At 67.8% G+C, this 11,842-nt stretch carries 11 protein-coding genes; all 11 read right to left on the bottom strand.

All coding sequences use genetic code 11. The features are described 5' to 3' along the window. Window positions 1-624, bottom strand: a 624-nt coding sequence (locus JZ792_RS39205) for a hypothetical protein (RefSeq protein WP_216917954.1), incomplete at its 3' end; no start/stop codon positions are given. A 71-nt stretch (window positions 625-695) separates the two neighbouring features. Then, entirely contained in the window at window positions 696-1,598 is a 903-nt protein-coding gene (locus tag JZ792_RS39200; RefSeq protein WP_216917953.1) for a hypothetical protein, read from the bottom strand. A 46-nt stretch (window positions 1,599-1,644) separates the two neighbouring features. Next, window positions 1,645-2,721 (bottom strand): hypothetical protein, encoded by a 1,077-nt coding sequence (locus JZ792_RS39195; protein WP_216917952.1) that lies wholly within the window; start codon window positions 2,719-2,721, stop codon window positions 1,645-1,647. Next, window positions 2,718-3,248, bottom strand: a complete 531-nt coding sequence (locus tag JZ792_RS39190; RefSeq protein ID WP_216917951.1) for a hypothetical protein — start codon at window positions 3,246-3,248, stop codon at window positions 2,718-2,720. Before JZ792_RS39190 ends, JZ792_RS39195 begins: the two co-directional genes overlap by 4 nt. Then, the gene (locus tag JZ792_RS39185) at window positions 3,245-4,330 is read right to left on the bottom strand and encodes a hypothetical protein (protein WP_216917950.1); all 1,086 of its coding nucleotides are present in this window, start codon (window positions 4,328-4,330) and stop codon (window positions 3,245-3,247) included. The genes JZ792_RS39190 and JZ792_RS39185 overlap by 4 nt, the downstream gene beginning before the upstream one ends. Window positions 4,331-4,533: 203 nt before the next feature. Continuing rightward, window positions 4,534-5,208 (bottom strand): hypothetical protein, encoded by a 675-nt coding sequence (locus JZ792_RS39180; RefSeq protein WP_216917949.1) that lies wholly within the window; start codon window positions 5,206-5,208, stop codon window positions 4,534-4,536. Window positions 5,209-5,210: 2 nt separating this feature from the next. Continuing rightward, a complete protein-coding gene (locus JZ792_RS39175; protein WP_254190977.1) occupies window positions 5,211-6,353 on the bottom strand; it encodes a C40 family peptidase in 1,143 nt (380 codons plus the stop codon). A 60-nt stretch (window positions 6,354-6,413) separates the two neighbouring features. Continuing rightward, window positions 6,414-8,111, bottom strand: a complete 1,698-nt coding sequence (locus JZ792_RS39170) for an enoyl-CoA hydratase-related protein (RefSeq protein WP_216917948.1) — start codon at window positions 8,109-8,111, stop codon at window positions 6,414-6,416. Window positions 8,112-8,299: 188 nt separating this feature from the next. Next, complete coding sequence (locus tag JZ792_RS39165) at window positions 8,300-10,009, bottom strand: putative type IV secretion/conjugal transfer ATPase (RefSeq protein ID WP_216917947.1); 1,710 nt, start codon at window positions 10,007-10,009, stop codon at window positions 8,300-8,302. Beyond that, a complete protein-coding gene (locus JZ792_RS39160; protein WP_216917946.1) occupies window positions 10,006-11,478 on the bottom strand; it encodes an SCO6880 family protein in 1,473 nt (490 codons plus the stop codon). Before JZ792_RS39160 ends, JZ792_RS39165 begins: the two co-directional genes overlap by 4 nt. Next, window positions 11,475-11,842 (bottom strand): hypothetical protein (locus JZ792_RS42800; RefSeq protein ID WP_256461556.1); only part of this gene is annotated, 368 nt, incomplete at its 5' end. The genes JZ792_RS39160 and JZ792_RS42800, both read right to left, overlap by 4 nt.

Raw genomic sequence — 11,842 nt, 5'->3', positions numbered from 1 at the left:
GTACTGCTCGAGCAGTTGGGCGTCGTCGTATCCGGCCACCGTGGCGACCAGTCGTCGCCAGCCCTGCTCGTCACGGCCCCACAGATCAGCGCATTCGCCCTCGGACAGGTCCGAGAGCATGGCCAGTGCGTCGACCCGATTCCACAGCGAGTCCATGCCGACCAGATACTGTCGTGGCCCCTCCGCGTCCATGACGTCGCCGAGGAACCTGAAGTCCTTGGCGACCGAGACCGCGGCCATATGTTCGAGGGTCCACATGTCTTCGGCCATCGCCGCGATCATCTGCCCCCGGATCGGGTCCTCACCATGACGGGTTGTCGGCGGATTCGACCTGTTGTGCTCCCACCGCTTACCCCGCGCCCCCGCCTCCACCGCCGCTGTGATCGCCGCCTCCGGGACACCCGACGCGGCGGCACGCATGGCCAACTCGTCACGATCGGAGGCCAGGTCACGCAGGTTCGACCGCCACCGCGCCAACGCCACATCACCACGGCCGTACTCGGTCTTGTACTCGGGAAAGCCTTGACGCAACACGCGGGCGTGGTCGGCGGACCGGTCCTGAATGCGGGCCAGCAGCCCCGCTCTCCAACCCGATAGCTCACCGGCCTGATTCGAATAACTCATGACATGTATTCCTTTGTTGTGAAAAGTTGCTGAACTGCGGGCCGCGCCGTCGAGGCGCGGCAGCACGGCGGTCACAGCGCTGTCCCGGGATCGATTTCGGCGTCGGTGATCGCGGTAGCGGCATCTCCGAGGCCGTCAGGGATCGAGGGCGCGTCGAGTTCCGGGTTGTCGGCCCCCGCGGCCTCGACCGCGGCGCTGATCGCGGCGGCTTCAGATGAGCGGGACGGGTCCGTGACCGCCAGCGCGGTATCCGCGCGCTGTTCGGCGGCGGTGAGGGCGTCGGCGACGTGGGCGACCATGTCGTCAGGGGAGATCGGCATCCCCGCGTGCAGGTCCTCGGCGGTGATCCCGGCGGCTTGCAGGACGACCACCGGAACGGTCAACGCACTGAAATCGGTGGCGACGATGCGGTTCCAGCTCTGCGCGACCGACCGAGAGTCGGCGGCCCGGACCTGTTCGGCGACCGCGGTGGACCAGTGCCGGTCACCGCGTGCCCACACCTGATGTTGTTCCTCACGTGTCAAACCCAGCGCGTGGGACATCGCTCCCAGCCGCTGCCAGGTCATCCCCATGACCCGCCGGAATCTCGCGACCACGTCGGAGTCGAGCCCGCCGTGGCGGGTGAACACCGCGCCTACCCCGGCCATGTGCTGGAGTTCGCGCACCTCCCGCCCCAGTCCGGCCAGCAAACGGTCGCGGTCGACATATCCCGAACCCAGTAACTGCTGACCGGGCCTCCACCGGTCACCGCGCTCCCCTGCCGCCCGGCTGTAGGCGATCCACGCCTGGGGCACACCGACACCCGCCGCGACCTGCTCCAGCAAGGTCAAGGAGCGCTCCCCGATCTGCAACTGCGCCGACGCATCCGCCGACGGGCCGGATTCGGAAAGTTGAGTGCGCCGCTGCTGGTGGTCCAGCGCGAGGTTCTGGATTCCCCTGAGTAGATGCGCCTGCAAGCGGCTCGGTGTATCCATCACCGGCCCCCACGCACGGGCAGTCGCGACCGCTCGCCGTGGCCGGTCACAGTTCCAACCCCGCATCCGCCGCTACATCGAGGGCGTCGACGGCGACCTCGTCGGCCGCGTCGGCAACCATCGGGGCCTCGCCGGGAATCACAGCCGCGGCTACCGCTTCGGCGAGAACATCAACCGCATCCGGCTCCGAATCCGGCTCCGCTGCCGAGCCGCTGGATTCGTGGGTGAGATAGGTGTCGAGGGTCAGTTCCTCGGCCAACTCACGCACCGCCTCCAGCGACACCCGGTATTCCGGCTCGACCTCCTCGGCCACCGAACCGACAACCTCATCACCGCTGATGTCGATGATCTCGACGTCGATCACCGCCAGGTCGAGCTCCGTACCCGGTGCAGCAGTCGTCGCGACCGTGTCCGGGTCGGGATCTACGAGGGTCGCGTCGACGACGTCTCGGTAATCGCGGCCGGTGTCGGCGTGGAAGCGTCGCTCGTAGGCGGCGGCGTCGGCGGCATGCTCGTCGGACAAGCCCTCGCTGGCGTTCGCGGCGGCGAACGCCGCGGTCGAGGCTGCGGCGTCACCGACGGTGCCCGAACCGGCCAGGGTGTCGCTGAAACTGGCGGCGCGGCGGCGGATATCGATCAGGAGTTGCTTGTACTCGACGTCGAGGGCGTGGACCTCGCCCGCACGGGTCTCGCGGCCGGTGTAGGCATCGACCTTGGCCGTGTGCAGGGCTTCGTTGTGCCGATACTCCTGCCGCCCCAGCCTGTTACGACGCCGCAGATCGGATTCGGCACGCGACATCCGAGCCTTCGTCTCGTCCTGACCCAGCTCGTGGTCCTTCTGACCGTGGCCGATGCGGGCACGGATCTCCTCCACACGCGCCTGCGCGATCGCCCGGTCGTCGCCCGCCTTGCCGATCGCGGTCCCGACACGCACGTTGTGCTCGATGATCGAACGCTGATCCCGTGCGGCGGCGAGCTCGACCCGCTGATCGTGTTCGGACTTCGAACGGCTCTCACCACCGCGCCCACGCATCAACGCCGCGGTCGTGTGCGCCATCTGGAATGCCTGGACCGCACCCTGGCGTAACGCTTGGCCGCTCTCCTCGACCGGATCCCCGCTCATGCCTGGACCCGCAGTCCGGACAGAAACCAGCCTGTGGTGGGGGCGGTTCGGCTGAGGGTGGCGTAGACCGGGAAGGTGATCGGCGTTGTATCGGGGGCCTCGATCTCGACCACCGCGACACGTGCGAATGCGGTCACGGTGTCGGGCGGGTGGTCGTCGCGGCTGACCGTCACGCTCGTGTGCACCGGGGTGTGGTCTGCGCGCCAGCGCTGCCACTGGGCAGCGGTGACCGGTCCCCATGCTTGCGCCGAGGACTCGGCCTGCTGCGCCAACGCCGGTGTCAGCAGGGGCCGTGCGGTGCGGGCGGCGTCACGTTGATCGGCCTGCTCACCGGGTCGATAGTCGAACACCGCGGCGAGCGCGGCGGTGACCACCGCTTCGCCGTCACAGGGATCGGTCGCGGCGAACGGAGCTGCGAAACTGTCTGCGCTACAGATTTTTCCGTCAACGGTTGTCGTGGCTGCCGCAGCGCATCCGGTGATGGACGTGGTGGCGAGCGCGGTCAGCAAGACGAGGGCGCTGTTCATGGCAGCTCCTGGTGGGGGTCGGTGAGGATCAGGGGGTCACTGCGATGCCAGTGCACGGTGGGCTGGTAGCCGACTGTGCTGACGGCCGGGTTGTCGTCCGGGTCGCTGACCGGCTCGAGCAGGAGATTGGCTTGGATGGCGGCATGGTGCAGATCGACCAACGTGATGCCGCGCCGGTGCTCCATGACCAAACGCAGCGTGCCCGCGTCCCACCCGGCCTGTCCCACGGCTCGACCGGCCAGCCAGATCGCTTGCAGCGCGGCCGATTGGGCCGCCTGCGCGAGGGTGCTCACGCCACGGTCGGCGGGATGAAGGTCACGCCACACCACCTGCCCACCCGAACCTGCCACTGTGAAACGACGCCGCCGCCCCGCACACCACAACGTCAAACGAGGTCCCCGACGGGCGCACTCGACAAAAGCCGAGTCCGTTTGCTGCTGAGTAACATCGAGTGCACGCACAGCCGCGAGGTCGACCCCGGCGACCACCCGCAGAGCGATCACATATTCGCCGAAGTCGTCCGGGGTGCTCAATCCGCGCGTGACAGCGAAGTCATCCAAGTCGGACGCACGCGTGCAGCAGCGCAGGAATCGCACATGAGCGCTGACCAACTCGCGCATAGCGAGTTGCTTCTCGGTGGCCGAAGGCCGCTGTTGGTCCACGCTCGACCTCGTCATGCCGGGTCGTCGGGACCGGCGGGCACGTGTGGTCACCACAGGGACCCCGCCGCGTCGCCGGTTCAGTACGACGTCGAGTTCGCGTGCTGTCAGCAACGGGCGATCCTGGCTCCGGTCGGCGGCGATCGCGGCGAACAGGGCTCGGGCTTGACGTAGGCTACGTTGTTCGACCAGCGACACCATGAACGAGCAGAGCTCGGACTCCCGCTCGCGGTGACGGCCCGCCCGGTTCAAGGCGAACAGGGCATCACCCAGATAGGCCCAGGCATTGCTGAGGGCGTCGTGGGAAAACCATGCCCCCTCGATCCGTGCGGCCTCGTGGTAGAGGCGATCGGCCAGATCGGGGTCGCAGAGCGAGTCGGCGACCAGATCCAAACGACGGACTAGAGCGAACTGCGCCCGCATCAGCCGTTCCTCGTCGCTGGCGCTGTCGCGGTAGTGATCGGGATCGAGATCGACGTGCGATCCAGCAGCGAGCGCATCGCGAGGTTGGCCGGAGTGCGAAACCGGCTTCACGGCAGCGCTTTTCCGATCGCTGGTCAGCGTGATCGGCGCAGCGTATCCGTTCAGGCATGCAGAAGTGAGCGCCGTGTCCGACGGGGCCCTGTTCACGGCAGCTTCTTGGGTAGCTCGACCAGGTCGAGGAGTGCGGTGGGGTCGCTGTGGTGCCAGTGCACGGTTCGGGTGCCGGTTTTTCGGCTGGCGGGGTTGTCGATCGGGTCGGTGGCCAGTTCGAGGAGCAGGTTCACTGCCAGGGCGGCGCGGTGCAGCTCGACCAGGGCGATGCCATGGGAGCGCTCGACGGTCAAGCGCAGGGTGCCCGCGTCCCATCCCGACTGTCCGAGAACGCGGCCCGCCAGCCAGATCGCTTGCAGCGCAGCTGATTGCGCTGCCTGCGCCTCGGTGGTGACGGCATGAGCGGGAGGGTGATTGTCACGCCAGAGCACCGCAGCGCCTGGGCGGGCCACCGTGAATCGAGGCACGGTACCCGCGCACCACAACCTCACACGAGGCCCGTGGTTGGCCCGTGCCACGAATGCCGGATCCATCTGTCTCTGAGCGAAGTGCAGAGCGCGGAACGCGGCGAGATCGACGCCCGCGATCGCCCGCAAGGCGCTCACGTATCGCGCGAAGTCGTCGGGGGCGTTCAACCCGTGTACGACAGCGAAGTCCTCCAGTTCGAAGGCACGGGTGCATCGCCGCAGGCGCAGCACGTGATCGCCGACCACTTCCCTGGCACGACGAGTACCGGACGCGGTTCGGGTGGGGGTGTACTGGTTCATGATCAACCTCGTGATCGGGTGTCTGGCCGCCAACTGGCGGCGGTGGTGGTCGGGGTTTGATAGCTGCGCACGTCCATGCGTTCGCCGTCCCATGCGCTCAGGAGCGTGATGGTGACGGTCTGTCCGGTTTGCGGGGCGTGGAGCAGCAGGTCACGGCCCTGTTCGTCGCGGCCGTAATAGATGCCGACGTGATGGGAATCCGCATCGCCGGGAGTGGTGAAGAAGATCAGATCCCCCGGCGCGCGTTGCGCGAAGGGCACCACTTGCGCGGTGGGGTGGTCTTGTTGGGCTTGGGTGTAGTGCGGGAGTCGGATCTGCCCGCCCGAGGCGTGGTAGACCGCGTAGAGGGTGAGTCCGGAGCAGTCGAAGCCACCCGAGGTCGGCCCGCTGGTGTCGCCGCCGCCCCACACGTACGGGGTGCCGATCCAGCGTGCCGCGTACTCGATCACCGCACGCCCGAACTCGCTGGCCTCGGCCGCGCTGAGCGGCGTACCCGAGCCCGAGCCGCATCCCTGTGCAGAGGTCGCGGCCTGTTTGCGGGAGGTCGTGCCGAGTTCGATGTCGGCGAACAAGTCGTAGAGTCGGCGCGCCAGCTCGAGTTGCCCGGCGTAGGCGTTGGGTGCGGAGCGTTCGATTTCCTGCGCCAACTCCGCCGGTGACATTGCCTCGGCGGCCGAGCCCAGTTGTTGGGCGCGGTCGTAGAACCAGTTGATTTGGTAGGTGGGGTTCATGAGTGTGGCGATGCCGACCGAGCCCCAGACACTGGCTCGCATCTGATGCGGTCCGACCGAATCGTGGTTGGTGCCGAGACCGTCGTTGCTGTAGGTCAGCGACTCCGGCACCGACGGGTTCGCCAGATTCCGGAACGAGGACTCCGTCGCCGCAGCCGCCAACTCGGCGATGATCACCGACTTCCCCAGCCCGCGTTGCTTGCCGATCGCGACCCCGTCACGGGCCAGCCGTAACTGCGACTCGGTCAGCCCCGCCACCGTCTGCCCGGTCGACCCGCTGACCGCAGCGCCCGCTGCCAGCGGTGTCGCGCACGAGGTGGCGGGTTCGGCACCGAGGAGCACGACCATCAGCAGGAAAAGCGCGATCGGCAGTGAGATCGCTGTCGCGGCTATCGTTTTCGACGTCGGATTCATCTGCTGTCTGCGCCTCCTTTCGGGAACTTCGGGTTGTGTGGGATCGGCCGATGAGCTGGATCAGGGGCGGTGACCAGCCAATGCATGGGCGCGCGGTGGCGTCGGCGGGACGGAGCTCACCTTGAGGAATTGCTGTCGGTGTTGCGTGAAGCCGTGTCGGTCGGCGAAGAGGTCTTCGGCCATGTTCACCAGTTCGGCGGCTTCGTACGCGTCGACGGGTTGGGTGAGCCCGGATTGGCGATCAGCTTTGCGGCGCTGGGTTTCTCGGTGCACGTGTGGTTCGGCGTATCGGCGTGACAAGGTGTCGAGCCAATAGTCGAACTCGTTGTTGTCATCGGGGCCGATGCCGTCGAGTAGCCCGATCTCGCGGGCAGTCACGGTGTCGAGCGCGGTACCGTGTTCCAGCAGTATCTCGGCGCCCCGGGGGCCGACACGATGTGGGAGGGTGAGGGTGTGCAGCTCTGAACCGGTCAACCCCATCGGCCGGTAAGCCGGCGACAGGGTTGCTCGACGACGGGCCACGACCACGTCCGCCGCCAACGGCAGCATCGCACCACCGGCACCGGCGTTGCCGGTGATCGCCGCGATCGTGACCTGCGGGCAGTCCCACAGTGCCCGGCACGCCCGGTTGATCGCCTTGATGTTCTCCCACCCCTCCAAGGCGGGATTCTGTGCGAGTTCGATAGCGCCCAAATGGATTCCGGTCAGGAAGAAGTGCCCGACGCCGCCGCGTAGCACCAGCACATCGGTGTCCTGCTCGCTCGCGACGTGCAGCGCCGCGGTGAGGCGATCGCATTGCTCGGTGGTCAGGGCGCCGTTGTAGGCGGTCACGGTGAGCGTGCCGATCCCACCGTCACGGCGGTACACGATGTCGTGTCTGTCGAAGCCTTGCCGCACTGCAACACTGTCGAGCCCGACCCCGAGACGGGCGAGCACACTGGCGGCCGGTCCTTTGCAGGTCGTTACGGTCTCCGACCGCGCACGTAGGTGCCCCACCCAGATCGTTCCCTGGGCGCCGCAAGCGATTTCGATGCCGTGGTGTCGGCGGCCGGTGATCATTCCGGGTTCGGCCGCCACCCCGCTGCGTCCGGGATGGGCGTCGTAGAGGTGGACGGTGTGACCGGCGAGTTCGGCCCGCAGACCGGGGGCGCCGTCCGCGGCGTCGATGCGGGCCAGGATCGTGGCCGCGGGCGCGGTCCAGGGCACGTGGCGATCCCGCTGCCGCATCGGCGCGCGAGTCCGGGCGTCGGGTACCGGTCGCGGCGCGTCGGCTTGGTCGACCGGAACGAATTCGGGGTCCTCGGCGTGCGCGGCCGTCTCGAGGATACATTCGACGGCGGCGTCGGCGATGGCCGTGTTGTAGAGCAGCGACTTTCGCTGCGGATACTCGACCTCGACCGCACGCCACGCCCATACCGGGCCCGTGTCCATCTCGGCGACCGCGCCGATTGCGGTCACGCCCCACCGGGTCCGGCCCTCGGTCAGCGCCCATTCCAGGCTGCTGGGCCCTCGGTCACCGACCGGGCCGGGATGGATGATCACCACACGGTGGTGCTCGTAGATCCGGGCCGGGACCGCAGCGGTCAAGAACGGGCAGATAATTATGTCGAAGTCCCCGTCCGCGACCGCGTCATCCATCGCGGCGGCGTCGGCGACGATGGCGGTACGTACATGGTGGCCGCCGAAGCGCAACGCGAGTTGAGCGCGTTGGGTCAGCCCGTTGCGGGCACTCGACATCAACAGGATGCGTTGGGGCATAACGATTTCTCCTCGTGAGGCTGGCCTTGTTCACATTGCGTGGACGGTCCCGAAGTGGTGACGGAGCGTGATTCGTTCGTTCTCGCGGTTGCGAGCAGGGCGGGTGGGGCGAACAGGCAAGGTGGTGGGTCCGCTGCGGCCGTGGAACCGCGCAGATTCCTCGATATCGGTTCCATCGGCGTAGGTGGTCACTGCCCGGCCCCGCCGGAAACGGTCAGATTTTGGAAGCGACGATTTGTGTTGTGGATGTCGGTTTTCCGCTCCGACGCCGTAAATTCCATGCGGAAGGGAATTCCGGGTTCGGCGGCTTCCCCGGTCTTCAGCAGGAAGCACCCGGTCCCGGGCGGGGTTTCGCGACGTGAGGGGTCAAGGTCGTCGTCGGTGGGTGGGCGTGGTGCGGCCCAGGAGGTGACCAGGAGTTTTTCGGTGTCGGTGATACCTACTGCGGTACGGAGGCGGTTGATTTCTTCCGGGCCGACGGGGCCGATGATCTTGGCGCGGGCGCGTTCGAAGAACCCGAGCGCTTTGGCTTGCGCTGCTGGGGAGTCGAAGGCGGCGAGGTCCTTGATCGTGTGCGAGCACATGATCAGCCCGGTGCCCAGGGTGCGGTTGAGGCGGGTCAGCGCGTCGACGCGGTCGACCATGAATTCACCGACCCCGAGCACGCGCCAGATCTCGTCCATGACGACCTCGAAGGTGCGCGGCGGCTGCAATCCGGCGTCGGAGAGCGCGTGTGCGGCGGCGACGGCACCGAAACCCTCCGACCAGCAGACCATCAACACCGCGGCGAGGAGTTTGGTGTCTCCCTCGGGGATCCGGGACACGTCCACACACACCGCTGGGCTGTCGAGGTTCAGGCGAGTGCTGGTGGGGCCGTTGAAGATCGCCCCGAACGGACCCTCCACCAGCGCGCGTAGTGAGCGCCGCAGGGTTTTGGTGCTGGCACGGTAGGTGATCGTGTCGTCTTCCTCGGCGAAGCGCCGTAGCCGGTCACCGCCGGTGGAGATCACTTCGAGGAGGTCTTGCAGCAGTGGGGGCTGCTCGTAGCTGAACCCGCTGTCCGGGCCGTACAGCTCCCGCAGCCCGGCGGCGATCAAGACTTCTTCGTAGTCCGCGATCCGTGATCCGCGTACGAGTTCGATCAGTCCGGCGACCACGTTGATCTGACCTGCCTCGACCCGGGCAGCGACCTGGCGGCGCTGGTCGGGATCGGTGAGCCGGTCGACGATCGCCCCGAGCGCGCCGACATCGAGCGGGTTCACGGTGCCGTGTCCGTAGCCGACATCGACGACCTGTCCGCCGAGGCGCTGCACGAGATCTCGGTAGTCGGGTTTGGTGTCGCCCATGCACAGCACCGTCTCGCCCGCCGCGACGGCGCCGGTCACCATGCGTCGGATCAGGCTGGATTTGCCGAATCCGTTGAGGGCCAGCACGAACGCGATCGGGGCGGTGATGAATCCTTTGAGGAACCAGGACATCGGGTCGAAATGCACCGGTGCGCCGGTGATGTAGTGCGATCCGACCGGGGTGCCGACCGTCGGGGCGCTGGCACCGACCGCGAAGGGCCACAGCCCGACGACTTGTGCCGTGGTGGCACGCCATTCCGGGGTCGCGGGCACGACAGAGGCGCGCCCGCCGCCCGGCCCGCGATAGCCGCGATCGGTGAGCTCGACGGACGATCGGTCGAAGCCATCCCCCGCACCACCGGTGTCGGTGCGGCGGGCGACTGTGGCCCGACGATGATCATCGGACGATATCGCCGCCCTGGCTCGCCAACCACGCAGTCCGGGCCGGGCCGCGGCGGCCTCTGTCGCTGCCCGTGCGGAGGCGGTCAGCACACGTACTCCCGCGATCGTCTCGGTCCGTGTGCTGCGGTGCGGGTTCTTGTCTGTGGTCATGCGGTCACCCGCTTGGAGATGGAGGTGTGTTCGGGCAGGACCAGCCCGATGCCCAAGCTCGCGGCGAATGCGGCGGCTTGGGAGCCGTAGCAGCGGCGCACGCTCAGCCGCGACGCCGCGCTCATCGCTTTGACCGACGCCTCGATCCCCGGCAGATCCCCGTCGAGGTGATCGGTCACGGTCACCAACACCCCGAACCGGGTCAACCCCGCACCACGGGCTTGTTCCTCCCGGGCGGCTTGGGTGTTGCCGACCCGGATCCGGGCCGAGGCGCTGGCGATACCTCGTTCGGTCTGCTCCGCGGCGACCGCGTCGCGGAAGTCGGAATCGACCAACGAGGTCGCCTCCGCGGCCGAGTGCAAGCGATAGACGATCGCGACCCGTTTACGGGGGACATCCGCGCGGGGACGGAGGAGTTCTTCCAGGACTGTTTCCATGACCGCCCCCCGGGGGGCGGCGTCCATTTCCCAGGTGATCGAACGCGCACCGTCGTGCAGGTAGTGATCCCACCCGTCCACATGGGCAATCGGGCCGACCGAATCCCAGGACTGCGTCTGCACCAGTTGCGCACCCGCTGCCTCCACGTCGCGTTGGGAGGCGAGGTCGTAGCGGGTGCGGACCAGCGCCAGGACTTCCCAGGCTTGAAGGGGTGTGGCGGGTAGGCCAGCGCGGGCCAGCTGCGATAGGACACCTTGGAGGCGTTGCCCGATCTCGCGGGCTTGTTCGGCTTCGTCGCGGCGAACGCGGCCTTTGCCGATCGCGCGGTAGGTGATCGCGATCCGCGCCTCGATCCGCACCCCGACCCCACCGATATCGGCAGCGGCCTCGGCCATCACCGCCCGCGCGAACTCCGGTGCGTCTGGGCGAACGAGGCGGGTGACTTCTCGGGATTGTTTGAGGCGGGTTTCGACGACGTTGTCCAGTACCGCGGTCACCGCGACCACTTCCCCGCCACGGCTCTGGGTCGCCAGGAACTGCCCGTAACCTTCCACCCACGCATCGATCTGGGACTGATCGACCAATTCCTTGCCGCGCGGGATCACCCGCAGCACAACCGTGTAGTGATCCGAACGGCGAATATGCAGCATCCCGAAACGGCGACCACCAGCGGTCTCGTACTCACTGAGCCGCGAATCCGCCAACAGGCCAGGCAATTTCGAGATACCAGGTATGCGAGCGAACCGGCCCGAGCGATACAGATGCTCACCACGCGACCGCGCGGCAGCGAACTGGACACGCAGCAGCGCCAGTTCCCAGCCGGTGCGGCCGTTGACGGTGATCGCCAACGGGGTGAACACCGCTGCGGCGGCCACGATCAACCCGGCAGCGGTGGTCAGGGAGCGGGTGAGCATGAACCCGGCCATCACCATGATCACCAACCCGAGCCCGAGCATCGACACACCCCAGGTCAGCCCGAAGAACCCGGCCGAGCGCGGACGTTCCCACCGCCCATACATGCGCGCGGTCATCGCCGCACCTCCCCCGGGCTCACCGAATCCGCGTTCCAACCACCCTCAGCTGCATCGGCGGTCTGGGCCTCGACAGCGGAAACAGCCTGTGTGCCTGCATCTTTGACTGCTTGGGCCGCCATCATCGCCGCACCGGCCACACCACCAGCAGCACCGGAAGCGCCACCGGCCTCACCACCAGAGCTCGGAGCAGCGCCGGAGCCCTCCGAGGTCTTGCCCGCCGCCGAACTGGACCTGGCAGTACCGCCACCGCCGCTGGCACTGGCACCGTTGCCGCCTCCCGTGTCAGCGCTCGCGCCGCCGCCCGGCGAACCTCCGTCGGATCCGCCGCTACCTCCGCCCATCGGACGACCGCCCCCGCCAC

This window comes from Nocardia noduli (genome assembly GCF_019038455.1).
Lineage (GTDB): Bacteria > Actinomycetota > Actinomycetes > Mycobacteriales > Mycobacteriaceae > Nocardia > Nocardia noduli.
Note: the sequence above shows the minus strand (reverse complement) of the source record. Positions and strands in the feature narration are given on the sequence as shown.

What these genes read in the sequence shown, in the direction of transcription:
- JZ792_RS39200 (WP_216917953.1), bottom strand. Translation starts at nt 1,598, where the DNA reads ATGGATACACCGAGCCGCTTGCAGGCGCATCTACTCAGGGGAATCCAG.
- JZ792_RS39195 (WP_216917952.1), bottom strand. Translation starts at nt 2,721, where the DNA reads ATGAGCGGGGATCCGGTCGAGGAGAGCGGCCAAGCGTTACGCCAGGGT.
- JZ792_RS39190 (WP_216917951.1), bottom strand. Translation starts at nt 3,248, where the DNA reads ATGAACAGCGCCCTCGTCTTGCTGACCGCGCTCGCCACCACGTCCATC.
- JZ792_RS39185 (WP_216917950.1), bottom strand. Translation starts at nt 4,330, where the DNA reads ATGCGGGCGCAGTTCGCTCTAGTCCGTCGTTTGGATCTGGTCGCCGAC.
- JZ792_RS39180 (WP_216917949.1), bottom strand. Translation starts at nt 5,208, where the DNA reads ATGAACCAGTACACCCCCACCCGAACCGCGTCCGGTACTCGTCGTGCC.
- JZ792_RS39175 (WP_254190977.1), bottom strand. Translation starts at nt 6,353, where the DNA reads ATGAATCCGACGTCGAAAACGATAGCCGCGACAGCGATCTCACTGCCG.
- JZ792_RS39170 (WP_216917948.1), bottom strand. Translation starts at nt 8,111, where the DNA reads ATGCCCCAACGCATCCTGTTGATGTCGAGTGCCCGCAACGGGCTGACC.
- JZ792_RS39165 (WP_216917947.1), bottom strand. Translation starts at nt 10,009, where the DNA reads ATGACCACAGACAAGAACCCGCACCGCAGCACACGGACCGAGACGATC.
- JZ792_RS39160 (WP_216917946.1), bottom strand. Translation starts at nt 11,478, where the DNA reads ATGACCGCGCGCATGTATGGGCGGTGGGAACGTCCGCGCTCGGCCGGG.